Here is a 25,855-nt window from a genome sequence, read left to right on the forward strand (position 1 = left end):
TCTCCTTCCTTAACCGAATCTACCTGTGATATAGTCTTCTGTTCGCTTATCAGATGGCATTGAGAAAATTTTATTCGTATCAGTGAATTCAATAACCTCTCCATTCAGGAAGAAAGCTGTTTTATCAGAGATTCGAGCTGCTTGCTGCATATTATGAGTAACAATAATAATACTGAATTCCTTTTTTAATTCTTGTACGAGTTCTTCTACTTTTAAGGTTGAAATCGGATCTAGAGCTGATGTTGGTTCATCCATTAAGATAACATCTGGTTCAATGGCAAGACATCTCGCAATGCAAAGACGCTGCTGCTGACCGCCTGAAAGCCCATAAGCATTTTGATTCAATCTATCCTTAACCTCATCCCAAATGGCAGCACCTTTTAAACTTTTCTCAACGATTTGATCAAGAATCTTTTTGTCGCGGATCCCATGAATTTTTGGACCGTATGCTACGTTTTCATAAATCGTTTTAGGAAAAGGATTTGGCTTTTGGAATACCATTCCAACCTTTGTGCGCAGCTCTTCTACACCGTATGAGCGATCAAAAATATTTCGGCCTCGATAGGCAATTTCACCTGATGTTTTCACACCAGGGACTAATTCAATCATGCGATTTAAAGTTTTAATATAAGTCGATTTCCCACAGCCTGATGGTCCAATAATAGCAGTGACTTCGTTCTCATAAATATCTAAATTAATATTTTTTAGCGCATGATTTTCTCCGTACCATAAATTAAGCTGGTCTGTTTTATAGACAATACTTTTATTTTCCATTTCAGCTTGTTTATCTTCACCTTGAACAATCCGTACCTTTTGTTTTTCCATTGTTGCATTCATTTTAAAATATCCCCCTCATCCACTTTAACTTTAATGCCTAAAATCTTTTTTGATATTTGTTTCGAATTAAAACAGCTATAGAATTCATAATAATTAACATGACAAGTAGCACGATAATTCCAGCAGCTGCTAAAGATTGAAATTCTGCTTGCGGCCTTCCAGTCCAGTTGTATATTTGCATTGGCAATACAGTAAACATATCAAAAACTGATTTTGGCAAGAATGCTAAGAATAACGGAAGACCAAGCACTACTAAAGGAGCCGTTTCTCCTATTGCTCTTGATAACGCTAGAATCCCGCCTGTTAATATACCTGGAATTGCTGCAGGTAAGACAACATGAACAATAGTTTGCCATTTTGTTGCTCCCATCCCAAAAGAAGCCTCTCTTAATTCTTTTGGAACAGATCTTATCGCTTCCTGTGAAGCAACAATAATAATTGGAAGAACTAATAAGCTCATTGTCAAACCGGCTGCTAAGACGCTCGTTCCGAGTGAAAGAGCACGAACGAAAACAGTTAGTCCCAATAAACCAAAGACGATTGACGGAACACCTGCTAGATTTGAAATATTCACTTGAATAAAACTTGTAAAGCGGTTTTTCTTCGCATATTCTTCTAAATATATGGCAGTTCCAACACCTAAAAATAAGGAAATAGGCGTCACTACCGCCATTAACCAAATTGTTCCAATCAAAGCAGTTTTAACCCCAGCCTGTTCTGGCTTACGTGAAGGTAGGCTTTGGAGAAACTGCATATCAAGATAATCGATTCCTTGAGTGAATATCCGATAAAGTAAAATTCCTAAAACTAGCAAACCAAACAAAGTAGCTGCAAAAAACAAAGATTTAAAAAGAATGTTTATGACTAGTCTAGGTTTCATATGTTTAACAACCGATGTGTGGTTAATTAGTTTCATTTAATACTCCTCCCTGAAACGACGAGAGATAAACTGGGCAAATAAGTTCATCACTAATGTAAAGACGAAAAGTGTAAATCCAACCGCATAAATGCTGTAATAAATAGTTGTTCCATACCCAGCATCACCTTGGCTCACCTGAACGATATAGGCTGTCATCGTTTGAATTGAAGTGGTTAAATCCCAACTCATATTAGGTGTAGATCCACCTGCAACTGCTACAATCATCGTTTCTCCAATTGCCCGGGAAACAGCGAGGACGATTGAAGCGATAATACCAGAAATAGCAGCTGGCAGAACAACTTTTAAGGAAACTTCCAGCTTAGTTGAACCTAATGCTAGTGCTCCTTCGCGCATTGAATTTGGTACTGAGGACATTGCATCCTCAGACAAAGATGCGATCATTGGTGTGATCATAATCCCAATAACGATACCCGGACTTAACGCATTGAATATTTCAAGGGAAGGAATGAATTCTCTCAATAACGGTGTAACAAAAGTTAAGGCGAAAAATCCATAAACGATAGTAGGAATTCCTGCTAATACTTCTAATATCGGCTTAATGATTCTGCGAGTTCTATCTGATGCATACTCACTCAAAAAAATCGCTGTTGCTAATCCGATTGGAATCGCAACAATGGCAGCAATCCCTGTTACTTTTAAGGTTCCTACAACAAGTGGCAATACACCATACGAGCCTTGAGTAGGTGAGAAAGGATACCATTTTGTTGACGTAAAAAATTCTACTATCGAAACTCGGCTAAAGAAAGTAAATGTTTCAACTATTAGTGTAAGTACGATTCCAAGAGTTGTTAGTACTGAGACAATAGCTGTAAATAATAATAGTATAGGAACGATTTTTTCAATCGTTGAACTTGTATTCTTTTTTTGCTTTTTTAACTGAATCATTTCCTGTACGGAAAACGTATTTGTTGAATTTTGCAAAGTGAAAACCCCTTTCATCCACAAAACAAGAGGAGAAGCACCAAAAACGTGCTTCCCATCATTTCAGTTTTGGATCTTACTTCAGACCTTCAATTGTTTCTAAGCCCTTAGTATATTCTTCATCCTTTAATTTAACGTAGCCAACATCTTCTGCAAGTTGACCTGCATTTTCAATTGTAAATTTAAGATATTCATAAACTTCTTCTTTTTTAACAGATTCATTTTTCACATAAGTGAATAATGGACGGGATAATGGAGCATATTCTCCACTTTCAACTGTTTCATTTGTTGGCTCAACAGGACCATTACCAGAATCGATTGGCACTACCTTCAATTTATCTTTGTTTTCAGCATAGTAAGCATAGCCAAAGTAACCAATTGAGTTTTTATCACCTGCAACACCTTGTACTAAAACGTTATCGTCTTCTGAAAGTGTTGCTTTTTCAACGATCGGTTGTTCTTCTAGAATAACTTCATCGAAATAGTCGAAAGTTCCAGAATCTGTACCTGGTGAGTAGAATTTAATTTCTTCTTCAGGCCATCCTTTACGAATATCTGACCATTTCTTAACAGTTCCATCTTCTAACCACATTTTCTTTAATTCATCTACAGTTAAATAATCAACCCAAGTATTGTCCTTGCTTACAACAACGGATAGTCCGTCATTTGCTAATTTTAATTCTGTATATTCAATTCCTTTTTCTTCTAATTGTGCTTTTTCTTCATCTTTTATTGGACGAGAAGCGTTACTGAAATCAGTTGTTCCAGCAATAAACGCTTTAAAACCGCCACCTGTACCAGAAGAAGCAACAGAAACTTTTACATCAGGCTGCTCCATATTAAATTCTTCAGTTACAGCTTCCATAATCGGGAATACAGTCGATGATCCATCAATATTTATTTCACCTTGAAGTTGCTTACCTTCTTCATTAGCTTGTTCAGTTGTGTTTCCTTCAGTTTGAGAACCGTTGTTTGTTTTTTCTTCTGTTGACCCACAAGCTGAAGTGAATGCTAGCACTGCTCCAATCATTGTTGAAAGTGCCAAGAATTTAAAGCTTTTCATTTCTTAAATTCCCCCTAAGAGATTTGGTTGTTTTGTCCTACATGTAATAGAATAATGCTTAAGCATTAATCTGGTTTTAATAAAATGTAAAGGTTTTGTAAATTACGATGAAATTACGAATGTTTTTATGAATAAAGGGAATTGCAATAAAAAAAGCCTGCCTCCTAATAAGTAAGAGACAAGCTGTTTGCAAGCTATTCTATTGTGCTTGTTCGCCTTCTGGCACATTTTCTTTGTTTTTATCATCTTGGCTTGATAGTGCGGCATTTTCATTTCCATTTTGTCGCTGTTTTTTTAGGTCAAAATAAGTATCCATAACACGTTCCGCAATTTCAAGATTCATATAATGGCCTTTTCCTGAATCATATGCCCATGGAACGAGAACAGAAATCGCAATTTCCGGGTCATCCGCTGGTGCATAGCCAACAAAGCTTAAATTAATGACTTCATGAGGTTCTTTGCCGAATTTTTCTTGTTTGTCAGGTCCATCGTAAAATGCTTGAGCAGTCCCTGTCTTTCCAGCAGGGTTATAGTCTTTGTCACCGAACCAATGGTAGGCTGTTCCACCCGGCTCCTGTGTAACTCTGCGGAATCCGCCCTGAACCCTATCGAACCATTCGTCTTTTCCATCGGCACGGTTAAGTACTTTCGGAGAAATTTCTTGTACAATTGGTCCGATCTCATCATTTTCCATTAAAGGCTCATTAATCGATTTCACAACATGGGGCTCCATCCGGTTGCCACCATTAGCAATTGTAGATATATATTGGGCTAGTTGCATATTTGAATACGTATCATACTGACCGATGGAAAAGTCAAGAAGTAAACCATTTGTTTCAGCTGGCCCTTTAAATCCAATTTGTTCATTCGGAAGGTCTATTCCTGTTCTCACACCAAGACCATATTGTGCAAAGGAATCCCTCATCGTTTTCATTCCATAATCAAGATCCAATCGTAAAGGTCCATTTTCTATATACGTACCACCAGCCATCTTAATAACCGTGTGGAACATATAAATGTTCGAAGACATTTTTAGTGCATCACTATCATTGACAAGACCAAGGTTTTTCCAGGATTTTTTTACAGGTGTTTGTAAAATTTTCATCGGAGTATCATAAAAAGTATCACCTGGCTTGATTGCCCCAGTATTATACCCCGTCATGATTGTTGCTCCCTTGACTGCTGAACCGACGTTATATGTCATCGAAATATTGCCGAGTGCGTCATCCTGAAATGTCTTTTTGCCAGTTTCCTTATCTTTAACAATTTGCTTACCTGCCATTGTGAGTACCTCACCAGTGCGCGGATCCATAACCACAACATTCGCACGATCTAGCAATGAAGTACCACCCTTGGTTTTCGTTTCCTTTAACGCTTCTTCAATGATCTTTTCCGTTGCTTGTTGTAACTCCATGTCTATACTAAGGACAAGGTCATCTCCTCTTTTCCCCTCAGTTATAGGAATCGTTTCAAGAACATTACCCGCCTTATCAGTAACATTTTTAACTTTAGCTTTCTGACCATTCAGAACCTCTTCATACTGCTGTTCAATATAGCTCTTCCCTACCCGATCATTTCGACTGTAATCCCTTGCTAGATAATAATCTAGCTGCTCTGCAGGCAAGCCTTCATCAGAGTCTGTTACCTTCCCTAGAACAGACTTTAATGTAGAACCAAATGTATAATATCTTTCCCAATCTGTTGTCGTATCAACACCAGGAAGAAGCTGCAGATTTTCACTTACAACAGCAAATTCTTCAGGGGTTACATCTTTATTTTTTACAATTTGAGGTGTCAATGCGTATCCAGTTGAAAACTCTCTATATATGGCAAGAATCTCTAAATCCTGTTCTGTAAGCTCATTCAGTTCTTCCTCAGTAATACGGTCAAGCTTTAATTGGTAAATTTCTTTATCTAATTCTTTTCCTTCAAATTTTTCCTTCAATTTATCAATTTCTTTTTTTGAAACCTTTTTATCTGCTCGCTCCGGATTTTTCATAATCCAGTAATCCTTTTTATCTCTCTCTTGGACCTTATCGGTATCCTTTTCTATGAGCATAGCAAGGTCCTCTGCTACTTTAAGCATATCATCCTGCTTAACTCCTGTACTCTTCGTATAGGTAATAGCATTTTGCGGCTTGTTATCAACGATCACTTTTCCTGTCCGATCATACATCTTTCCCCTTGGAACAGGATTATTGACGGTCACATCCTCTGTTCGCTCTATCTCCCGCTTATAATCATCTCCATATACAATTTGAACAATTCCTAAACGAAGAATCAATATTGAAAACAGTATAAACACGATCAAAAATAAAATGTTCAAACGGAATGGAACATGTGACTTTTTTTTCTTTTTCTTTTTATTCAATTTGAATCTACACTTCCTTTAAAAAGGTTAACTTATTACTTCCCCTCATCCCATTCTATAAGAAATCATTCATTAATTCTAGAAAGAACCTATAAGAAAATATCTGGATATTTTTAAAAAATATGTGAGCTGGTTAGATTTTCAAAAAATCGGCTCATATCTTTAAAAAAGAGAAGAGGATTGTACTCTTCTCTCATGTTGATTGAAAATGGATTTTACGGATAAAGAAATAAATAATTGAATGGCCGGCACCAAGAAATAGGAGAAGAATGGGGATGCCTTTTTGTTCATTAAAAAAGGTAATCACTACTAAGAAGCAGAGAACCGAAAAAACTCTTCCAGAATTGACGAATATTTCTCTTACGACAATATATTCTATTCGCATTTCTGCAGCCTGCCATCCTGTACCGATCACATCATAGGTCATTGAAATATAAGGAACAAGTAAAAGAGGATACGCGATGGCAATTGTAGCTCCATAAATAAGCAATTTGGAGTAGCTTACTTCAAATATGATTAAAAATATGGCGGCAAACAGTATGATTCCACCAATTAATATTGCCTTTTTCCGATACTTTTTCTTGAGCAGACGTGACACAACATAGTATGCGATAAATGAAACCCCTGAATTAACGAGTCCATAAGCCCCTAAAGCTAATTCGCTGCCAGTTGAAATAAAGACAAAAACGGATATGACAAAAGCAAAGGTCCCTTCACGAAGACCTTGAAAAAAATGAGCATTTGTAATAAGCCGCCAATTCATATTATTTTTTCGTTCAGAAAATATTCTTTTAAACCAATACTTTCCTTTCGCTGGACGTCTTTTGATAAAAAAACTAAAAAAAACTGCAAGCGAAAATAGACCAAGTGAAATCCCAAAAATGATTGTATACCCTGTGAATTTTTCCAACTTCGATATGATGAAACCAGCAGCAATTGGTCCAATCATTCCACCTATAGAAGTTAAAATTCCTAGAAATCCATTAAAAAAATCACGATTTTCAGGTTCAGTAATTTCAAATGTTAGTACGTTGAATGCCAGCCAGTAAAATCCATAGCCTACTCCAAGGAGCGCCCCTAGCAGTAATAAAAATTTCGAAGCATTCGTTCCAATGATTAATACAGCTAAATAAAATGCAGCTAGAAAAATAACACCAATCCTTAACACGATTACACGGTCCACTTTTTTCGCCCATCTGCCCGCTAAAATAAATGTTAATGGCTGTATTATAACGACTGTTAAATTATATAAACCTAAATCCTTGAAATCTCCGGACTGCTTCCAAAGGTAAATATTCACAAATGTATTGGATAATGCAACACTTAATGAATATAATCCACCAATTATTAGTAATAATCCTAAATCCTTTGTTATTTCAACATCACCGATCAATTTCTTTACCTTACTCATAAAAAAACTCCCCTTTGCATCTAAAGGGTAGTTTCCAACAAAGCCAGTACTCTTATTCAAATTTTTAGGAGTAGTTAGAAAAACACGGCAGAGAACTCTCTGCCGTGTTAAGTAAAATCATTATTTTGCAGCACTATAGCGTTTTGAAACCTCATCCCAATTAACAACATTCCAGAAAGAATTGATGTAATCTGGACGACGGTTTTGATAATTTAAATAGTAAGCATGCTCCCAAACGTCTAAGCCTAGAATTGGCGTCTTGCCATCCATTAAAGGAGAATCTTGGTTTGGAGTGCTTGTAACTTCAAGCTCACCATTGTTTACAGCAAGCCAAGCCCAGCCAGAGCCGAAACGTGTAGTAGCTGCTTTAGCAAACTCTTCCTTAAAGCTATCAAAGCTTCCGAATTTGCTGTTAATTGCAGCTGCTAAATCACCAGTAGGTTCTCCACCGCCATTAGGAGAAATAACCTGCCAGAATAATGTATGGTTTGCGTGTCCGCCGCCATTATTACGTACAGCAGTACGTACAGCTTCAGGAACAGCATCCATATTTGAAATAACTTCCTCTACTGATTTAGAAAGAAGCTCTTCATTTCCCTCTAAAGCGTTATTTAAATTTGTTACATATGTGTTGTGATGCTTCGTGTGGTGAATATTCATTGTTTCTTTGTCAATATTTGGTTCTAATGCATCGTAAGCATAAGGTAATTGTGGTAATTCAAATGCCATTGTACATTCCTCCTATGTAAATTATTATTAACCATTTAAATTATTCTATAGTTCTTATTATTCTGAAATTAGAATTATTCTTCATGGCTATATTTGTAGATTACCAAAGAAAGAAAATCGTTTCAATCAAAATGCTTAATTCCAAATATACATTTCCCGATTTTAATAAAATATATCCATTTTTTCAATTTACCTCAATATTTTTTACACTAGATTTAAGTTTTCCGTCTAATTGTTAAATAACGATAAAAAAATAAACAATCATTATGATCTGAATGATTCCTTTTGTTATAACACTGCTGATAAAACCAATAACAGATCCAAAACCGATTTTGACAGCTTCTTTCCATTCTTTTTTGTTTACAGCAAATTCAGCAATTATTGCTCCCAAAAATGGGCCGATTAGAATACCGAATACAGGGATCACAAAAGGTCCTAGAATAATTCCAATTGTACTTCCCCATATTCCTGCTTTTGAGCCGCCAAATTTTTTTACCCCAATCATATTTGCTAAATAATCTGCTCCAAATAGTAAGACAACAAACAAACCCTGAATGACCCAAAATAACCAGTTAAATTCATCAAAAGTAAATACAAAGCCGTACAATAAAAAGCCGCCAATGAGGAAAAGCACACTAGGAAGAATCGGATAAACAAGTCCTATAAATGAAACAATGAATAAAATGATAATTAAACTCCAATAGAAGTGATCCATATCTCACCATCCACCATAATTAGTACGCTAATAAAAATAACTTTCCTAATTAGCTTAATAGAGCAAGAAGGGGCACCCTCCTTGCTCTTTATCTTTAACTAATTTTCTTCTCCTAAGATCGCTTCGGCAATATTTACTGCATGATCACCAATTCTCTCTAGGTTACTTACAATGTCTACATATATAATGCCAGCTTGTGCAGAACATAATCCTTCATTTAAACGCAGTATATGTTGTTTACGTAGCCTTCTTTCCATTTTATCAATTTCTTCTTCTTTTTGCACAACATGTGCTGCGGCTTCTTTATCATTATGATCTAACGCCTGTATAGAATCTGATACAGTAGAAATGGTGAGGTTAAACATCTCCTCTAAATCTTCCATAGCAGAATCTGTAATCTTTACTTTATTCGCCTGAAGATATTCGATAAGTTCTATAATATTCTCGTAATGATCCCCGACTCTTTCAATATCTCTAACTGTATCCATCAACATTGTATGCTCTTCTGATTCATGATCAGACAGTGAGCTAGTTGCTAGTTGGATTAAATAATCCGTGATTTTTCGATCTAGATTATTAAGTGCATCTTCAATTTGTATGGCATTATCTGAATGCTTTTGGAGTCTTGTCTTTAAGAATTCATGCGTTTCCTCTAAACCGTGAATCGAGAATTTGCCCATTCTTAATACTTCCTCTTTCGCTTGTCCAAGAGCGATGGAAGGTGACTGTTCGATAAATACAGGATCTAGATGCTTCGTCCTGTATTCTAATACAGAATCTTCGCCAGGAATCAATTTTGTCACAATCCATGCTAATACCGCGACAAACGGCAATTGAATAATCGTATTAGACGCATTAAATATTCCATGTGCAAAAGCGATTGTCATTTCAGGATTAAGGTTCAAAGCTTCCTGTATATTTCCTATTATTAACGTAAATGGTTTTAATAATATCAAGAAAATCGTTGTTCCAATTAGATTAAATAAAACATGTACAGCTGCAGCTCTTTTCGCAGCTACAGAGGCACCAATTGATGCTAGTACTGCCGTGATCGTTGTACCAATATTATCTCCAAAAAGCACAGGTAATGCAGCATTTAAATCAAGCAGGTTTTCAGAAAATAGCCCCTGCAATATTCCGATAGTCGCGCTTGAGCTTTGAACAATGACAGTAAAAACTGTACCTACAATAACTCCTAAAATAGGATTTGAACTCAGATTTACTGTTAGATCATGAAAAGATTCAAGGGAGCTTAATGGTTTCATTCCTTCACTCATTAACTCTAGACCATAAAACAGTGCACCAAATCCGAATACGATCTGACCAACATTATGAACCTTTTTATTTTTGAAAAAGAATAGTAAAACAGCTCCTGCTGCAATAATAGGAAGTGCATATTCACCAACATTAATACCAATAATAAATGCTGTTACGGTTGTTCCGATATTTGCCCCCATTATGACGCCGATTGCTTGGCGCAGTGTCATAAAACCAGCACTAACTAATCCAACTGTTATGACTGTTGTAGCCGAACTGCTCTGAATGAGGACTGTTACGAGCATACCCGCCAATACACCCATTAGTGGATTTGTAGTGAAACGATCAAGTAAATCTCTTAAACGGTCACCTGCTGATTTCTGAAGACCATCTCCCATATATTTAATTCCAAATAAGAAAATTCCAAGTCCGCCTAAAAACTCAAAAAGCATCTGCTGAATATTCAGTTCCACTTTCCCAACCCCTATTAAGTAATTAATTCGACATTTTTCTTCAAACTCCATACAATTATTAATGAAGTTTTATTTCAAAGTAAAGAGTTCTCGGTTTAAATTTACAATACATTTACAATACATTTACAATCGGTCTTTATATTACAATTACGTTACATTATTTAGGTTGTTTTTGCAGATCAAATACTTGTACTACTGGATTTATCCGGTTAAAATAATGTGATGATCTTTTTTAAGGGTGTGTAAAAATGAATATTTTCAAGCAATTTATTAAAAGTTTCTATTCTCCTAAGGATATTGCTATGTTCCGCTTTCAAGGGATTGGGAAAACGATTCTATACGTGTTTTTTCTGGTTCTTTTATCGATTATTCCATCCGTATATTATTTTGGTTCTGCTTTGATTAATGGTGTTAATGCAGTTGAGGAAAGTGTTAAAAATGAACTTCCCCCTTTTCAAATTAAAAACGGAGTCCTGCAAGCAGAACAAGATGCTCCAATTATTATTAACAAAGAGGATTTTACAATTATTTTCGATTCTACAGGAACTGTAGACTCTGAGAAGTTGGCAAATAGCGATAATACTTTAGCTATATTAAAAAATGATGCCTATTTTATTGCAGGTGGACAAGTTCAATCTTTGCCATACTCCATGTTTCCAGATCTATCATTAACAAATGAGAGTTTGCTTGAATTATTAGATACAGCCGATTCATCATTACCTATTTTCATTCCATTACTTGCTGTTGTAATTTTCATTTTTGCAAGCGGAATGAAATTTATCGAAATATCTATTCTTGCCTTATTTGGACAGTTTATGAATAAAATGATGCTAAAAAATCTTCATTACCGTCAGTCTTGGAGATTGGCAGCTTATAGTGTTACACTTCCAACGATGTTTTTTACAATCATGAATAGTCTTCAAACTGTCGTACCAAATGCAGCCATCATCAATTGGTTTGTTGCCATTATGATCCTTTTCTTAGCTATTAAAGAAATACCTCAGCCGAAAAAAAAATAAAAACGCGCGAAAGCGCGTTTTATTTTTTAGCTAATAAGAAAAAGGATTTGGCGAATTCCAAGTTTTTTTAATGTCAATTAATTAATTGTTTATTGAATAACTGAACTCAGAGCTATGTTTTGCTAATGATTGCGACAAATCCTTTAACTTTTCTCCAGTCTCATGATTCATCCTTACATTATTCATCTGCCTTTGTGAGGCTTCAAGCATTTGTTCTGCACTAGCAAGGGTTTGCTGGGAAACAGAAACAAAATTTTCTGCAGATGATTCCATCTTTGGCAGCGCATGATTTAGACCTACTAACTCATTCTGGGCATTTTTTATCATGCCACTAACCTTTTCAATTTCAAACATTAGTGTATCAAATGATTTTCTACTTGCAGACGCTGTTTCAAGATGTGATTGGAAATTTCCTAGCATTTCACTAAATTCACTGGATGCCTTGGAAGAGATCATCTCCATTTGCTCAATTGTTCGTTTTATTTCCTCTGTTGCATTTGATGATTGTTCAGCTAATAATCGAACCTCATTTGCAACAACAGCAAATCCGTTTCCAGACTCTCCTGCCCTTGCAGCCTCTATTGCAGCATTCAATGCTAAAAGCTTTGTCTGTGCAGAAATTTGTTGGATAAAGGTAATAATTTTTGCAATTGATTCCGAATGGTCTTTTACTTCTTGAACCGTTGATGCAACTCCCAAAAACTCTTGTCCAAAATGATCAAATGCCTGAATAAGATTGCCTACACTTTTTTCACCATTATGAGCTGAATCATTCATGGATTGTGCTTTAGTCATGACATCATTCATATGTGCGTAAATATTTTGGATAGAGCTCTTCATATTTTGAAACATTTGAATGCTATCCTCTGAACTGCTTGCAGTTTGTTCAGCACCTGTTTTAACAACAAGAATTGCTTCCATTAGCATTTCGTTCTCTTCCAATACTTTTCCTGACAGACTCTGAAGATCACTACCGGTTTTAGACAGATCCATTGTCGTAGAGGATATTTTATAAAGGAGAGCACTCATTTGCCTAATCATCGCGTCAAAGCTTTTGACAAGAGATGTTATTTCAGGAGTTGTCGTATTTGCTTCAACATGAACATCTAAATTTCCATTTCTAGCTACTCTCATTACCTCTCTTAATCTAGATAGCGGCTTCGTAAGGTTTCTTACTAAAAGAATAACTATGACAGAAGTTATTGTGAGACTAATTATTACAACAATAAATATGTATTTGGCCGTTTCATTATTCTCTCTTAAATACTGCTTTTGTGGGATTGCAATGGCATAGATCCCTTTTAGTTCTTGCACAGATTGAAATGCTATTGTATACGGCTCCCCATTAATATTTTGATGGAAAAGACCATTCTCTTTTTTTCTTATTTCGTCAATCATTGACTGAGTAAATTTGATTTTTGTATTTTTGCTGATTTGAAATGGAGTTGCTCCTTTTTCATTCACTAAGAAGAAAGTCCCCGATAATCCATCTTGTGCAAGCTCCGCATCCTGACTTTTTATGATTTGATTCATTTTTTTATTAAACTTTTCTTCATTACCTACATAGAGAAGCATCAGATTCTGTGCCATATCATAAATGGTCTTAACCTCTTTAGTTAAACGCTGCTCGATTAAGTTTATCGTTGTTTCCTTTGATTTTGCATATGAGATATATGCGACAGTAGAAACACTTACAAGAAGTAAGCTTAATATCAATACTAAAAGCCTTGTTTGAAGAGATATCTTTGTTAAAAAAATATGAAACTTCTCTTTTATCTTCTTCATTTACAAATAGATGCCCCCTTCTATTCCCTTCGATCATTATTTCAAAGAAATATTAAGAAAACGTAAAGATAACGTAATGATTATATTAATTTTTCTTCTATTTAAAATATTATTATTCTTTACAAGTTCTAAATTCTTTGGACAAGCATACATATTTTTTATAACTTATTAATTCTAGGAGGTTTATGAAAATGAAGCGTCTAGCTGCATTTCTTATTTCTATCCTTATTATATATGTGATTTATTACGATTTAACCCAGGGTACGCTATCAGAGCCAAAAGAACCAGTCATAGAAGCAATGGCACCAATAGACACTACCATCCCGTTTTTCGAAAAAAAGGTTAGTCCAGGTGAAACAGTTCTATCAATCGTTGAGAAAAAAATAAACGGACCCCTTCCAGTCCCAATTAATAAGGTTGTTACTGATTTTACAAGCTTAAATAAAGGTATAAAGCCGGAAGAGATAAAATTTGGATATACGTATAAATTCCCAAATTATTGAAAAACTAAGGTGTTCTCCAAGTCCTTCCGACAATTGCACCTTGGCATGTAGTTCGTCTTTTAGCAGTTACTAAAAAAATTCCCACTCATGGATAACCATCATTCTTGTCAATTCCAAAGAATCATTGATACAATAATAAGGTGAAGTTCTATTTCATTATTGGAAACAAGATAATTAAAATGATCAGTAAAAAAGGAGCGAATCTCCATTGAGTGAACTTATACATCGTACAAAAACTCGCCCTGTTAAAGTTGGACCTTTAACAATCGGCGGCAGTAATGAGCTTTTTATCCAAAGTATGACAACAACAAAAACACATGATGTTGAAGCTACAGTTGCTGAAATTAAACGCTTAGAAGAAGCTGGCTGCCAAATCGTGCGGGTTGCTTGTCCTGACGAAAGGGCCGCAGATGCAATTGCAGATATTAAAAAACAGATCAACATTCCTCTTGTTGTAGATATACATTTTGATTATAAGCTTGCTCTTAAAGCAATTGAGGGCGGAGCTGATAAAATCAGAATCAATCCAGGGAATATCGGAAGACGTGAAAAGGTCGAAGCTGTTGTAAAAGCGGCAAAAGCAAAGGGTATTCCGATTCGAATCGGTGTAAATGCCGGATCTTTAGAAAAAAAGATTCTTGAAAAATATGGTTATCCTACTGCTGATGGTATGGTTGAAAGTGCCCTTCATCACATAAAAATTCTTGAAGATCTAGATTTTCATGATATTATCGTCTCCATGAAAGCATCAGACGTTAACCTAGCTATTGAGGCTTATGATAAAGCAGCGAGAGCCTTTGATTATCCATTGCATTTAGGAATAACTGAATCTGGTACTTTATTTGCTGGTACTGTGAAAAGTGCAGCAGGATTAGGTGCTATTTTGAATAAAGGCATTGGAAATACACTGCGTATTTCATTAAGTGCAGACCCTGTAGAAGAAGTTAAAGTTGCACGTGAATTACTTAAAGTGTTTGGCCTTTCTTCGAATGCAGCAACATTAATTTCATGCCCAACTTGCGGTCGTATCGAAATTGATTTAATTAGCATTGCAAATGAAGTAGAGGAATACATTCAAAAAATAAAAGCCCCTATTAAAGTAGCAGTTCTTGGCTGTGCTGTTAATGGCCCTGGAGAAGCAAGAGAAGCTGATATTGGTATTGCTGGAGCGAGGGGAGAAGGCCTTTTATTCCGCAAAGGAGAAATTGTACGTAAAGTTCCTGAAGCAACAATGGTCGATGAATTAAAAATCGAAATCGATAAAATTGCAGCGGAATATTTTGCAAAGCAAGAAGAAGAAAAGAAAAAGACTGAATCTGTGAATTAGAAAACCCCAAGCATTTAATATGAAGCTCAAAAAGCCTGGCATTCGGTGCCAGGCTTCTTTATTTTTGCTAAAAATTTTTAAAAAAATGGGAGGATAAACATTCCTACAATTATAGATACAACTCCGATTCCTATCGCCCAGTTTCCAAGGGTTCTAGCCCCTCTAGCCCGTGCAATAAAGCCAAGCACAATGCCTGTCGCTCCAAACAGGACTGGTAACACAAATAATGAGATGATGGAAAGAACCAAAGCAGAAATCCCTATTCCCCTACCTGCTGTATCGGTTTCATCTTCCTTCTCATTTTCTATATCCCTGCCCCTGTCATATGAAACAGGTGCAGCAAGTTCAGCTGAGGTTTCTTCTGTATAATCTGCAGTTCCATATTGGTTCTTTTCTCCAATTTCTTGCGCATTACGAAGATCATAATCTTCGTATTCACGTTCTTGATCTGCCATCATGATCCCTCGCTTTCAAATATGGAAATAATCCTTTCCATTTAACAACCCTTACTGTCTCATTTCTTTTGGAGCATTAATATTGTTTACGAAAATGTTATTTTTAATGATGTTAATGTTTTACTTTAGCTCATGTTTTTACTAAGATATAGATTGAACTTTGTTATAAGGGGAGTATTTTATGAAAAATCGGTTTGGTATAGATATTGATGGGACCGTCACCTGTCCATCGTCTTTGATTCCATATTTAAATCATGCATTTAATCTTAATATTACATTAAATGATGTAAAACAATACGATCTTAACCATTTAGTCGATATTTCTGAAGAGGAGTTTGCTAACTGGTTTGCTGAAATTGAACCAGTTATATATGCTGAATCCCCACTTGCAGAAGGAGCTAAGCATATTTTGAATAAATGGGAAAAAGAGCATGAATTGTTTTTTATTAGTGCACGAGGATCACATCTGCTTGATTTGACAAAAGAATGGTTCTTAAGAAACGCATTAAGCTTTCATCATATTGATTTAATTGGTACTCATAATAAGATTAAAGCGGCTAAAGAATATAAAGTAGATATCTTCTTTGAGGATAAACATGACAATGCTGTAATGCTTCATGAAGAATGTAAAATTCCTGTCATTTTATTTGATACTCCATACAATCAGGAGCCAATTCCTAGTGGGGTCATCCGCGTAAAAAATTGGGCAGAAGCAAATATTTGGGTAGAAAATTGGCTAAAAGAAGAAAAAAAACAGAAAAACGGCAGGTAAGCCGTTTTTCTGTTTTAGCTAACGCATTCAGGACATCGTCCATATATTTCAAATTTATGCCCTGATACATCATAACCTCTTAAATTGTCCTGTAGCTCTTTCATTGGACAGGTTTCAATTTCCTTTGTTTTTCCGCAATCTAAGCAAATAAAATGGTGGTGATGATGATCATGAGAACAAGTATACCGAAAATGCTTTTCTCCAGATAGCTCTGTCATTTCAAAAATTCCAAGTTCAACAAATAAAGACAAATTCCTATATATTGTATCAAAGCTTAATCCAGGATAATCATCCTTCATCCATGTAAGAACATCTCTTGCTGTTAAATATTTATTACTCTTAGCAAATAATTGCAGCATTTCTTCCCTCTTACCTGTATGCTTATACCCTTTATCCTTTAGCAGCTGTAATGCTTCATTAATATCCACATCATTCACCTCTTTAAAAAATACCCTTTCATTTATGCCTATTTTAGCCTAACTGTCATTTTTTTTATAAGAATTGTTAAGATCAAAATAAGCACTGCGATCATCACGATTGTTCCACCAGGTGCTATATCTAAATAATAGGAAAGCGAAAGCCCACCTAATACAGATATTTCTCCGAATATAATTGAAAATAAGATGGTTTGTTTAAATCCAGTAGCAATTCGGATACTTGCAGCGACTGGTAAAGTCATTAATGAAGAAACAAGCAAAATACCGACAATTCTCATCGAGGCTGCTATAACGAGTGCAACCATAATAATAAAAATAAAATGAACACTTTTGGCTGCAATTCCAGAGGCTTTCGCATGCTCTTCATCAAATGATAATAAAAATAATTCTTTATATAATAAAATAATTAATGTAATAACGACAATGCTTATGATTACTATCGTCCAAAGATCGATACGGCTTACCGCACTCACACTTCCAAATAAATAACCCATTATATCCGTATTAAGCCCATCAGTAAGAGAAATAAAAATGGCTCCTAAACCAATCCCCCCTGATAAAATAATTGGGATTGCAAGCTCTTGATAATGTTTATAAACAGAGCGAAGTTTTTCAATAAATAATGAACCCGTCACTGAAAAGGCCATTCCCATGTACAATGGATTTAAGCCGGAGAAAGCCGTGAAATTTTTCTCTAAATAGAGACTCGCTGCAATTCCTGCTAGGGTCACATGGCTCAGTGCATCTGCTATTAAAGATAACCTTCTAACAACAATAAAAACTCCTAATAAAGGGGCAATAATACCTATAATAATCCCAGTTATGAAGGCATTTTGCAAAAATTCATATTGTAATAATCCTTCAATCATTGCATTCTTCCTCCGTGGTGATGATGGTCATGATTGTGTGTGAGGATTTGGATATCGTGGCCATAAAAATCCGACATTTCATCCTTTTTCAATTGTTCAAATTCTGACGTTTTTCCATGGAAATGCAAATGCTTATTTAAACATGCCACATGGGTAACTTTATCAGAAATGACTCCAATATCATGAGTCACTAATAAAAGAGTAATTCCTAATTCCTTATTCAGGCTATCGAGCATATGATAAAACGATTGAACATTTTGAGCGTCAACTCCTACTGTTGGCTCGTCAAGAATCAAAAGTTTTGGATCACTTACTAACGCTCTTGCAATGAATACACGCTGTTGCTGTCCCCCTGAAAGCTCTCCTATATTGCGATTTTTAAAAGGGAGGAGGCCTACAGAATCAATTGCCTGAAAAACCTTTTTATGATGCTCTTTCTTTAGAAATTTAAATAGTCCAAGTTTTTTCGTTAATCCGCTAGCAACAACCTCAAATACAGTTGCAGGAAAACCTGAATTAAAGGAATTTGCCTTTTGGGAAACAAAACCAATTTTTTGCCAGTCTTTAAAGCGGCTAATATCCTGTCCGAAAAGATGAATTTCTCCCTTTTGAGTTTTTATCAATCCAAGTATTAGCTTTAACATTGTTGATTTCCCAGAACCATTTGGTCCAACAATTCCCAGAAATGCTCCCTCTTGAATAGTCAAATTAATATCTTCAAGCACATTTTCTTTTTCATAACGATACGAAACTTGCTTTAATTCAATAATTGGCTTTTTTTGAGCCTTCATTTTGTATCACCTTTTAATATTAAGAATCATTCCGATTTAACAATGGTTAGTATACATGAACTAAAAAGGATTGTAAAGAAACAAGATTGTAAGCCTCTGCTTAATAAATTGACGTATACTAGAATGTTTTTTAATCAATAAAACTGTCACGATTTTCATTTAGCCTACATAAAGTACATTTGAGGAGTGATAAGAATTGAAAATATTTGAGAACATCATCAATTATAAAATTAATAATATGACTGCCACTGAATTATTAAAATATGCTTCGCAATTTCAAGTTTCTATTACAAAACAACAAGCAACTAAAATAGCGGAGTATCTCAGAGGAAAGCAGATCAATATTTTTGATGATACTGAACGCTCCAAAATTGTGAAAGAAATTGCAAAGATTGCAGGACCAGAAACCGCTAGAGAAGTAAATCGGCTATTTATTCAATTCACAAAATAAAATGAAGCAAAAGCTGTGAGTATCCCTCCACAGCTTTTGCTTCTTTTGACATAAGCAGCAATATTTAATAATTACCCTTGCATAATAATATCTAATAGATTTTCATTAAATTCTTGTGATCGTAGCATTGCTATTTCATGTTTATATGGTGCCTTTTTATTATTCTTATCCTCACCAACAAAAGGAGTTTCAAGGATTTTTGGTACATCCTTCAACTGAGGATGATGAACAATATAATTTAATGCTTTAAAACCAATATGGCCAAAACCAATATTTTCATGACGGTCTTTTCTCATACCTCGTTCATTTTTACTATCATTTATATGCAGAACTTTTAATCGATCAAGCCCAATAATTCGATCGAATTGCTCTAAAACACCATCAAAATCTTCCACGATATTATAGCCCGCATCATGGATATGACACGTATCAAAGCATACAGATAAATGATCATTATAGTTAACACCATCTATGATCATCGCTATTTCCTCAAAAGATTTTCCACATTCAGATCCTTTTCCTGCCATCGTTTCAAGAGCAATCTGAACTTTTTCATCTCCGGCTAAAACTTCGTTAAGACCTTCAACAATTTTCTTTATGCCAGTCTCAGTGCCAGCTCCAACGTGTGCACCTGGGTGCAAAACGATCTGTTTCGCTCCAATCGCCTCTGTACGATCAATTTCCGTTCTTAAAAAATTTACACCTAATTCGAACGTGGCTGGATTTGTCGTGTTCCCAATATTAATGATATAAGGAGCATGTACAATAATATCAGAAATACCATTTTCCTCCATGTGCCTAAGTCCAGCTTCAATATTTAATTCCTCAATTTTTTTTCTTCTCGTGTTTTGAGGTGCCCCTGTATAAATCATAAATGTATTAGAACCATATGAAACAGCTTCCTCACTAGCTGCTAAAAGCATATTCTTCCCACTCATGGAAACATGTGATCCAATTTTTAGCATCTTTCACTTCTCTCCCCATTAATGATTTATTTTTTACGTTGCAATCTTTTTTGTCGTTTTTTAAAGCTCTCTATTTCAGATTGCATTTTCTTTTTATAACCAGGCTTTACTTTATTCGGTTTTTTGACAATAGATTTTGCTTGTTTATCTATTTCATCAACTTGTTTCTGACGACCTTTTCTTTTATTTCGTTTTCCTAAATCAGTCCAGCCATCCTTTTGAAAATCAACATGCTTAAATTCAATTCCCATTTTCTCAAGACGATTTAAAGCATCTTCATCCGCTGGGTCATATATCGTAAGAGCAATTCCTGAATGGCCAGCACGTGCTGTTCTGCCGACACGATGAATATAAAAATCTAAATCTGATGGCAGTTCATAATTGATAACATGGCTGATCCCTTGGATATCAATTCCACGAGCAGCTAAGTCTGTTGCTACGATATATTGAAATTCTAAGTCTTTAATTTGCTTCATCATTTTTTTACGTTCTCGTGGATTCAAATCACCATGAATTCGACCTACCTTTAAGCCCTTTCCAATTAGCAAATCTGCGACCTCATCAGCCATTTTTTTCGTATTCGTAAAAACAATAGCTAAAAATGGGTTAAATTCAGTTAATGCTTCATGAACAAGCTTCACTTTATTTCGATGTCTTGAAGGCATGATCCAATGATCGATTTTTGCCGCTGTCACTTGCTTTGGCTCAATTTGAATATATTTTGGATTTTCCATATACTTTTTCAAAAACGGCTTTAATTTTTCCGGAATTGTTGCTGAAAAAACAAGCATTTGCAGTTTTACAGGCATTTTTGCTGCGATTTGGTCAACATCCTCAATAAAACCCATATCAAGCATTAAATCTGCTTCATCTACAACAAGCATGGTTGATGTATGCACGAATAAGGCTTGTTCCTTTACTAGATCATTAATTCTGCCTGGTGTTCCAACTACAATTTGCGGCTGTGTTTTTAATTTTTCAATTGATCTCTGCTTATCCGTTCCACCGATGAAAACTCTTGCTGATATTTCTTCTCCAACTGGACAATGCTTCGTAACCTTTAAGATTTCATGGTAAATCTGACTCGCAAGTTCTCTTGTTGGTGCTGTAATGACTGCCTGTACTTCCTGTTTTTCAGGATCAATTTTTTGCAAAATCGGTAAAACATAAGAGTGAGTCTTTCCTGTTCCTGTTTGAGATTGCCCAATTGCACTATCACCTTTAATAATTGTGGGAATCAATCTTTCTTGTATTTCTGTTGGCTCATAAAAGCCCAAATCCTCCACAGCATTTAGAATAAAAGATTTAAAATTAAAGCGATCAAATTTTGTTTCATTCATATTGTTAACTCCTCGATTCATTTAATCATCCTGTTATTATAATAAAATTCGTATGAAATAACCACATATTCCTCTTGTATCTAGAAATTAAATCATCCCAAACGAACAAAAACCATTTCAAAATTAGTGCATACCTTATTAATATTAGAGAATAGATAGGAGGCAAAGTAAATGAAATATAGACCAAGGATGCCATTTCGAGGTGGCACGCCTCCACAGCCATTTATGAACCCAATGCAAGGGCGTCCTCCAATGATGCCTAATTCAACAATGATGGGAGGAGGATTTAGGCCTCCTGGAGGACCTTTCCCAATGATGCCTAATTCACCTATGATGGGTGGAGGATTTAGGCCTCCTAGAGGACACCCTCCGATGATGCCTAATTCACCTATGATGGGAGGAGGATTTAGGCCTCCTGGGGGACCTTCTCCAATGACACCTAATTCACCTATGATGAGTGGGGGATTTAGGCCTCCTGGGGGACACCCTCCAATGATGCCTAATTCACCTATGATGGGTGGGGGATTTAGGCCTCCTGGGGGACCTTCTCCAATGACACCTAATTCACCTATGATGGGTGGGGGATTTAGGCCTCCTGGGGGACCTTCTCCAATGACACCTAATTCACCTATGATGGGTGGGGGATTTAGGCCTCCTGGAGGACCTTCTTCAATGATGCCTAATTCACCTATGATGGGAGGGGGATCTTCTCCAATGAGGTCGGGTAGAGGTGGAGGATTATTAGCTAAACTCTTCGGTCGCGGCAATCAAGCTCGGGGAATGGCGACTGGACCAATGCAAACTGCCAGCAGAGCTATGGGGTCAGGTGCTGCAAATCCAGGAGGAGGCATTCTAAAATCCTTAAGCAATCCTGAAGCCATTAACGGTTTTTTAACCAATTCACAGAAAGTATTATCGAGCGCACAGCAATTTGGGCCAATGTTCCAGCAATACGGGCCAATTGTAAAGAATATCCCATCTATGTGGAAGGCTTTTAGAGGACTAACAAGCTCAACAGATAAATCTACTGAGGAAAATGCCCAAAAAAGTAATAAAAACCCGACTATAAAAACCACCAAAGGAAAGAAAAAAGAAATACCAATTGAGCAATTACCAATACAAAATATAAAAAAAAGGAATAAAGTGCAACCAAAACCAAAATTATTTGTATAGAACCGTTAAAAAGGAATCGGCCATTTAGTCGATTTCTTTTTGTTTTACTACAAATCTCTATTAGTATTATTATTTACAGATGTCCTATATAATAGTATACGTAATTGCAAATTATCCTGCATAAACGTCATTTTTTATAGATCATTAATTTTTGGGAGGTATTCATACATGGAAGTTGTTAAAATTTCGCCACGCGGGTACTGTTACGGAGTTGTTGATGCAATGGTGATTGCAAGAAATGCAGCTCTTGATAAATCCTTACCGCGCCCAATTTATATACTTGGCATGATCGTCCATAATAAGCACGTGACTGATGCTTTTGAGGAAGAGGGAATTATTACACTTGATGGGAATAACCGAATGGAAATCCTTGAAAAAGTTGATAAGGGCACAGTCATTTTCACTGCTCACGGAATTTCTCCTCAGGTTAGAGAATTAGCAAAGCAAAAGGGGCTTGTTACAATTGACGCTACTTGCCCTGATGTAACAAGAACGCATGATTTAATTGAACAAAAAGTAAAAGAAGGCTTTGAAATCATTTATATTGGAAAGAAAGGCCATCCAGAACCTGAGGGAGCAGTAGGAGTCGCCCCAAATGCTGTACATCTTGTACAAACAATTGAAGATGTTCACGCACTTAACATCAAAAACGATAAGATTGTCGTTACAAATCAAACAACAATGAGCCAGTGGGATGTAAAGCATGTGATGGAACAAATTAAAGAAAAATACCCACAGGCAGAGTTCCATAAAGAAATATGTCTTGCAACTCAAGTTCGACAAGAGGCAGTTGCTGAACAAGCTGGAGAGGCAGATGTATTAATTGTTGTTGGCGATCCAAAAAGCAATAATTCGAATCGACTAGCACAGGTTTCAGAAGAAATTGCTGGAACGAAAGCATATCGAATTGCGGATATTTCCGAGCTTAATATAGACTGGATTATGGATGCAAATACAGTTGGTGTCACATCAGGTGCATCTACACCAACACCTATTACAAAAGAAGTTATTTCTTTTATCGAGCAATTTGATCCACAGGATAAAAATACGTGGGTAAAAGAGAAAAAAGTACCATTGAGCAAAATTTTACCTAAGGTAAAGAGATAAGAACAAATGCGCAAGCGCCTTGCTCACCTCCGACAAGCACAAGACGAGCCTCTCGGAAAGGTGTTTTTTACCTTTCTGGGAGGATTGTCTTGTGACCTCGAGGAGGTAGGCGCTAGAGCTGAACGTAGATAAACTATATCTCAAGTTATCAACAGATAGCGAAAATAATAATTTCCTATACAATAAAAAATCTCAAATTCAAATAAAAAAAGAACCTGTTCAACTTAAAAGTCTGATCTGAACAGGTTCTTTTTTTATTTTTTTATCATTGCTTATACAAATTGAAAAGGGTCAGTATTTATTTCTGAAGGAAAAATAGTAACCTTAAATTCCTTTTCCTTACACATTTGATCCAATTTTTTGGCCACCCCATTTTTCATGACTTTTTCAACATTGTGGCCAGGGTCGACAATATTTAATCCTATCATCATCGCATCATGTGCAACATGATAATACATATCGCCTGTAACATACACATCTGCACCTTTAAATTTCGCAGCTGTGAAATATTTATTTCCGTCTCCGCCTAATACAGCAACTTTTTTCACCTTTGAATTCAAGTCTCCAACGACGCGAACCCCTGAAACACCTAATGACATTTTAACATGGTTGGCAAAGTCTTTTAGCGACATTTCCTGAATATCACCAATTCTTCCTAAGCCTAATTTTTCTCCTGAATTCTCAAGCTTATAGATATCATAAGCAACCTCTTCATAAGGATGGGATTTAAACATCGCAGAAAGTATTCTTTTTTCTAGATGCTCTGGAAATACAGTTTCAACTCTTTGTTCTACAACTGTTTCCAGTTTTCCTAGTTGACCGATATGTGGATTTGTTCCGTCTCCTGGTAAAAATTGACCTGTACCAGTTGATGAGAACAAGCAATGGCTATAATTTCCAATCGAACCTGCACCTACGTCACCTAAAGCTTTTTTAACAACTTCTGCAGATTGTTCTGGAACATAGACAACTAGTTTTTTCAATTGTATTTCTGTTGTCGGGTAAAGAACCTCTGTATTGGTTAGCTGTAATGCTTCTGCTAGCATATCATTCACACCGCCAACTGCTACATCTAAATTTGTATGAGCAGCGTAGACAGCAATATCATGCTTTATTAGTTTCTCAATCATTCTCCCAGAGGGTGTATCTGTCGCAATTGATTTAAGTGGACGAAAGATTGGTGGGTGGTGGGCTATAATAAGCTGAACATTTTTTGCGATTGCTTCATCAACTACATCTTCAAGCACATCCAAAGCGATCATAATATTTTCAACTGGCTGATTCAGCCTGCCAATTTGCAGACCTATTTTATCGCCTTCCATTGCGTAGCTTTTCGGGGAAAACTGTTCAAAAAGCTGAATAATTTGATGCCCATTCACTTTCTTCAATGCCGTAATACCTCCTCGACCATTTCTATTTTCTTTATTAGTACAGATTTTTTATTTACAGTTTCTTCTGTTTTTGTAGCTCTTGATAGTTGATCTAAAATCCTTTTCCAATTATTCAACTCGATCAACCACTTTTTCTTAAAAATATCAGATTTCTGTTCTAATAAAAACGGTCCAAACAGTAATTCCTTTTGCAAAACTTCACTAGGTTTGCTTGTTGCTGTTCCTTGTTCAGCTACGAGAATCTCATATATCTTATCATCTTCTTCGAGAATTTCTTCTGCAATTAACACCCAGCCATTATTCAAAAGCCAATTTCTAATAGTCACTGCACTAATATTAGGTTGTAGTACTAATCTTTTTGTTGAACTTAGCTTTTCTTTTCCTTCTTCCAGAATATTAGTGATTAATGCACCACCCATTCCTGCGATCGTAATACAATCAACTTCGCCAGAGCTAATTACTTTCAGACCATTTCCCTTTCGGACAGTAATTTGATTATTTAGACCTTCCATTTCAACCTGTTTTTTAGCAGATTGAAATGGCCCTTCAACTACTTCTCCTGCAATAGCAAAGGAAACTAATCCTTTTTTTACTACATGACAAGGTAAATAAGCATGATCTGAGCCAATATCAGCCAATCGAGAGCCTTTAGGTATATAATTCGCTACAGCTTCTAAACGCTGTGATAATTTTTCAGTATTCATTCGTTCACCATTCCAATAATTTTAGAAAAGACGGAGATATTTCTATCTC

25 protein-coding genes are annotated in these 25,855 nt (G+C 35.9%); 7 read left to right on the forward strand and 18 right to left on the reverse strand.

Features of this window, described 5'->3' with window-relative positions; translation table 11 throughout:
• Nucleotides 1-9 precede the first annotated feature (9 nt).
• The 9 genes from pstB to FSZ17_RS16115 all read right to left on the reverse strand — a co-directional run bounded on the left by pstB (nucleotide 10) and on the right by FSZ17_RS16115 (nucleotide 10,696).
• Entirely contained in the window at nucleotides 10-774 is a 765-nt protein-coding gene (gene pstB, locus FSZ17_RS16075; RefSeq protein WP_407643450.1) for a phosphate ABC transporter ATP-binding protein PstB, read from the reverse strand.
• Between the two features lie 100 nt (nucleotides 775-874).
• A complete protein-coding gene (gene pstA, locus FSZ17_RS16080; RefSeq protein WP_057771573.1) occupies nucleotides 875-1,753 on the reverse strand; it encodes a phosphate ABC transporter permease PstA in 879 nt (292 codons plus the stop codon).
• On the reverse strand, nucleotides 1,754-2,716 hold the full coding sequence (gene pstC, locus FSZ17_RS16085; protein WP_057771574.1) for a phosphate ABC transporter permease subunit PstC: 963 nt from the start codon (nucleotides 2,714-2,716) through the stop codon (nucleotides 1,754-1,756).
• A 58-nt stretch (nucleotides 2,717-2,774) separates the two neighbouring features.
• Nucleotides 2,775-3,761 (reverse strand): PstS family phosphate ABC transporter substrate-binding protein, encoded by a 987-nt coding sequence (locus FSZ17_RS16090; RefSeq protein ID WP_057771575.1) that lies wholly within the window; start codon nucleotides 3,759-3,761, stop codon nucleotides 2,775-2,777.
• Between the two features lie 199 nt (nucleotides 3,762-3,960).
• Entirely contained in the window at nucleotides 3,961-6,132 is a 2,172-nt protein-coding gene (locus FSZ17_RS16095; RefSeq protein ID WP_057771576.1) for a peptidoglycan D,D-transpeptidase FtsI family protein, read from the reverse strand.
• 193 nt (nucleotides 6,133-6,325) lie between these two features.
• Complete coding sequence (locus tag FSZ17_RS16100) at nucleotides 6,326-7,543, reverse strand: MFS transporter (protein ID WP_057771577.1); 1,218 nt, start codon at nucleotides 7,541-7,543, stop codon at nucleotides 6,326-6,328.
• A 120-nt stretch (nucleotides 7,544-7,663) separates the two neighbouring features.
• Nucleotides 7,664-8,272 (reverse strand): superoxide dismutase, encoded by a 609-nt coding sequence (locus FSZ17_RS16105; protein WP_057771578.1) that lies wholly within the window; start codon nucleotides 8,270-8,272, stop codon nucleotides 7,664-7,666.
• A gap of 235 nt (nucleotides 8,273-8,507) precedes the next feature.
• Entirely contained in the window at nucleotides 8,508-8,987 is a 480-nt protein-coding gene (locus tag FSZ17_RS16110) for a DUF456 domain-containing protein (RefSeq protein WP_057771579.1), read from the reverse strand.
• A gap of 98 nt (nucleotides 8,988-9,085) precedes the next feature.
• Nucleotides 9,086-10,696, reverse strand: a complete 1,611-nt coding sequence (locus FSZ17_RS16115) for a Na/Pi cotransporter family protein (RefSeq protein WP_407643451.1) — start codon at nucleotides 10,694-10,696, stop codon at nucleotides 9,086-9,088.
• Nucleotides 10,697-10,965: 269 nt separating this feature from the next.
• Here FSZ17_RS16115 and FSZ17_RS16120 point away from each other — a divergent pair, with 269 nt between their 5' ends.
• Nucleotides 10,966-11,736: a DUF1189 domain-containing protein gene (locus FSZ17_RS16120; protein ID WP_057771581.1), complete on the forward strand. Its 771-nt coding sequence runs from the start codon at nucleotides 10,966-10,968 to the stop codon at nucleotides 11,734-11,736.
• Between the two features lie 81 nt (nucleotides 11,737-11,817).
• Here the strand turns inward: FSZ17_RS16120 and FSZ17_RS16125 are convergent, their stop codons facing one another.
• A complete protein-coding gene (locus tag FSZ17_RS16125) occupies nucleotides 11,818-13,521 on the reverse strand; it encodes a methyl-accepting chemotaxis protein (protein ID WP_057771582.1) in 1,704 nt (567 codons plus the stop codon).
• A 191-nt stretch (nucleotides 13,522-13,712) separates the two neighbouring features.
• Between FSZ17_RS16125 and FSZ17_RS16130 the strand changes: the two genes are divergently transcribed.
• Entirely contained in the window at nucleotides 13,713-14,024 is a 312-nt protein-coding gene (locus tag FSZ17_RS16130; RefSeq protein ID WP_057771583.1) for a hypothetical protein, read from the forward strand.
• A 208-nt stretch (nucleotides 14,025-14,232) separates the two neighbouring features.
• On the forward strand, nucleotides 14,233-15,351 hold the full coding sequence (gene ispG, locus FSZ17_RS16135) for a flavodoxin-dependent (E)-4-hydroxy-3-methylbut-2-enyl-diphosphate synthase (protein ID WP_057771584.1): 1,119 nt from the start codon (nucleotides 14,233-14,235) through the stop codon (nucleotides 15,349-15,351).
• Between the two features lie 77 nt (nucleotides 15,352-15,428).
• Here the strand turns inward: ispG and FSZ17_RS16140 are convergent, their stop codons facing one another.
• On the reverse strand, nucleotides 15,429-15,809 hold the full coding sequence (locus FSZ17_RS16140) for a DUF308 domain-containing protein (RefSeq protein WP_185150636.1): 381 nt from the start codon (nucleotides 15,807-15,809) through the stop codon (nucleotides 15,429-15,431).
• 178 nt (nucleotides 15,810-15,987) lie between these two features.
• Between FSZ17_RS16140 and FSZ17_RS16145 the strand changes: the two genes are divergently transcribed.
• Nucleotides 15,988-16,578 (forward strand): hypothetical protein, encoded by a 591-nt coding sequence (locus FSZ17_RS16145; RefSeq protein ID WP_057771586.1) that lies wholly within the window; start codon nucleotides 15,988-15,990, stop codon nucleotides 16,576-16,578.
• A gap of 14 nt (nucleotides 16,579-16,592) precedes the next feature.
• Here the strand turns inward: FSZ17_RS16145 and FSZ17_RS16150 are convergent, their stop codons facing one another.
• From FSZ17_RS16150 to FSZ17_RS16160, 3 genes are read right to left on the reverse strand one after another with little or no spacing between them, the layout of a single operon-like run.
• Nucleotides 16,593-17,006, reverse strand: coding sequence for a zinc uptake transcriptional repressor Zur (locus tag FSZ17_RS16150; protein ID WP_057771587.1), 414 nt, complete (start codon nucleotides 17,004-17,006; stop codon nucleotides 16,593-16,595).
• Between the two features lie 38 nt (nucleotides 17,007-17,044).
• On the reverse strand, nucleotides 17,045-17,884 hold the full coding sequence (locus FSZ17_RS16155; RefSeq protein ID WP_057771588.1) for a metal ABC transporter permease: 840 nt from the start codon (nucleotides 17,882-17,884) through the stop codon (nucleotides 17,045-17,047).
• Nucleotides 17,881-18,675, reverse strand: coding sequence for a metal ABC transporter ATP-binding protein (locus FSZ17_RS16160; protein WP_057771589.1), 795 nt, complete (start codon nucleotides 18,673-18,675; stop codon nucleotides 17,881-17,883). Before FSZ17_RS16160 ends, FSZ17_RS16155 begins: the two co-directional genes overlap by 4 nt.
• Before the next feature lie 196 nt (nucleotides 18,676-18,871).
• Here FSZ17_RS16160 and FSZ17_RS16165 point away from each other — a divergent pair, with 196 nt between their 5' ends.
• A complete protein-coding gene (locus FSZ17_RS16165) occupies nucleotides 18,872-19,126 on the forward strand; it encodes a DUF2624 domain-containing protein (RefSeq protein WP_057771590.1) in 255 nt (84 codons plus the stop codon).
• 71 nt (nucleotides 19,127-19,197) lie between these two features.
• On the opposite strand, the gene FSZ17_RS16170 is transcribed toward FSZ17_RS16165, so the two are convergent.
• Entirely contained in the window at nucleotides 19,198-20,091 is an 894-nt protein-coding gene (locus tag FSZ17_RS16170; protein ID WP_057771591.1) for a deoxyribonuclease IV, read from the reverse strand.
• 26 nt (nucleotides 20,092-20,117) lie between these two features.
• Nucleotides 20,118-21,431, reverse strand: coding sequence for a DEAD/DEAH box helicase (locus tag FSZ17_RS16175; RefSeq protein WP_057771592.1), 1,314 nt, complete (start codon nucleotides 21,429-21,431; stop codon nucleotides 20,118-20,120).
• Nucleotides 21,432-21,602: 171 nt separating this feature from the next.
• On the opposite strand from FSZ17_RS16175, the gene vrrA reads away from it, so the two are divergent.
• Together vrrA and FSZ17_RS16185 are read left to right on the forward strand one after the other, a co-directional pair.
• Nucleotides 21,603-22,604: a VrrA/YqfQ family protein gene (gene vrrA / locus FSZ17_RS16180; RefSeq protein WP_146846499.1), complete on the forward strand. Its 1,002-nt coding sequence runs from the start codon at nucleotides 21,603-21,605 to the stop codon at nucleotides 22,602-22,604.
• Between the two features lie 168 nt (nucleotides 22,605-22,772).
• Nucleotides 22,773-23,711, forward strand: a complete 939-nt coding sequence (locus FSZ17_RS16185) for a 4-hydroxy-3-methylbut-2-enyl diphosphate reductase (RefSeq protein ID WP_057771595.1) — start codon at nucleotides 22,773-22,775, stop codon at nucleotides 23,709-23,711.
• A 272-nt stretch (nucleotides 23,712-23,983) separates the two neighbouring features.
• Here the strand turns inward: FSZ17_RS16185 and FSZ17_RS16190 are convergent, their stop codons facing one another.
• Nucleotides 23,984-25,099 carry a Nif3-like dinuclear metal center hexameric protein gene (locus FSZ17_RS16190; protein WP_057771596.1) on the reverse strand — a complete coding sequence of 372 codons (1,116 nt, stop codon included), beginning with the start codon at nucleotides 25,097-25,099 and terminating at the stop codon, nucleotides 23,984-23,986.
• On the reverse strand, nucleotides 25,096-25,806 hold the full coding sequence (locus FSZ17_RS16195; RefSeq protein ID WP_057771597.1) for a tRNA (adenine(22)-N(1))-methyltransferase: 711 nt from the start codon (nucleotides 25,804-25,806) through the stop codon (nucleotides 25,096-25,098). Before FSZ17_RS16195 ends, FSZ17_RS16190 begins: the two co-directional genes overlap by 4 nt.
• Between the last annotated feature and the right edge of the window lie 49 nt (nucleotides 25,807-25,855).

Source organism: Cytobacillus dafuensis (assembly GCF_007995155.1).
GTDB lineage: Bacteria > Bacillota > Bacilli > Bacillales > Cytobacillaceae > Cytobacillus > Cytobacillus dafuensis.

Excerpts from the sequence above, each read along its gene's own strand:
- pstB (WP_407643450.1), bottom strand. The coding sequence starts at position 774 with ATGGAAAATAAAAGTATTGTCTATAAAACAGACCAGCTTAATTTATGG.
- pstA (WP_057771573.1), bottom strand. The coding sequence starts at position 1,753 with ATGAAACTAATTAACCACACATCGGTTGTTAAACATATGAAACCTAGA.
- pstC (WP_057771574.1), bottom strand. The coding sequence starts at position 2,716 with ATGAAAGGGGTTTTCACTTTGCAAAATTCAACAAATACGTTTTCCGTA.
- FSZ17_RS16090 (WP_057771575.1), bottom strand. The coding sequence starts at position 3,761 with ATGAAAAGCTTTAAATTCTTGGCACTTTCAACAATGATTGGAGCAGTG.
- FSZ17_RS16100 (WP_057771577.1), bottom strand. The coding sequence starts at position 7,543 with ATGAGTAAGGTAAAGAAATTGATCGGTGATGTTGAAATAACAAAGGAT.
- FSZ17_RS16105 (WP_057771578.1), bottom strand. The coding sequence starts at position 8,272 with ATGGCATTTGAATTACCACAATTACCTTATGCTTACGATGCATTAGAA.
- FSZ17_RS16110 (WP_057771579.1), bottom strand. The coding sequence starts at position 8,987 with ATGGATCACTTCTATTGGAGTTTAATTATCATTTTATTCATTGTTTCA.
- FSZ17_RS16115 (WP_407643451.1), bottom strand. The coding sequence starts at position 10,696 with ATGCTTTTTGAGTTTTTAGGCGGACTTGGAATTTTCTTATTTGGAATT.
- FSZ17_RS16120 (WP_057771581.1), top strand. The coding sequence starts at position 10,966 with ATGAATATTTTCAAGCAATTTATTAAAAGTTTCTATTCTCCTAAGGAT.
- FSZ17_RS16125 (WP_057771582.1), bottom strand. The coding sequence starts at position 13,521 with ATGAAGAAGATAAAAGAGAAGTTTCATATTTTTTTAACAAAGATATCT.
- FSZ17_RS16130 (WP_057771583.1), top strand. The coding sequence starts at position 13,713 with ATGAAGCGTCTAGCTGCATTTCTTATTTCTATCCTTATTATATATGTG.
- FSZ17_RS16140 (WP_185150636.1), bottom strand. The coding sequence starts at position 15,809 with ATGATGGCAGATCAAGAACGTGAATACGAAGATTATGATCTTCGTAAT.
- FSZ17_RS16145 (WP_057771586.1), top strand. The coding sequence starts at position 15,988 with ATGAAAAATCGGTTTGGTATAGATATTGATGGGACCGTCACCTGTCCA.
- FSZ17_RS16155 (WP_057771588.1), bottom strand. The coding sequence starts at position 17,884 with ATGATTGAAGGATTATTACAATATGAATTTTTGCAAAATGCCTTCATA.
- FSZ17_RS16160 (WP_057771589.1), bottom strand. The coding sequence starts at position 18,675 with ATGAAGGCTCAAAAAAAGCCAATTATTGAATTAAAGCAAGTTTCGTAT.
- FSZ17_RS16170 (WP_057771591.1), bottom strand. The coding sequence starts at position 20,091 with ATGCTAAAAATTGGATCACATGTTTCCATGAGTGGGAAGAATATGCTT.
- FSZ17_RS16175 (WP_057771592.1), bottom strand. The coding sequence starts at position 21,431 with ATGAATGAAACAAAATTTGATCGCTTTAATTTTAAATCTTTTATTCTA.
- vrrA (WP_146846499.1), top strand. The coding sequence starts at position 21,603 with ATGAAATATAGACCAAGGATGCCATTTCGAGGTGGCACGCCTCCACAG.
- FSZ17_RS16185 (WP_057771595.1), top strand. The coding sequence starts at position 22,773 with ATGGAAGTTGTTAAAATTTCGCCACGCGGGTACTGTTACGGAGTTGTT.
- FSZ17_RS16195 (WP_057771597.1), bottom strand. The coding sequence starts at position 25,806 with ATGAATACTGAAAAATTATCACAGCGTTTAGAAGCTGTAGCGAATTAT.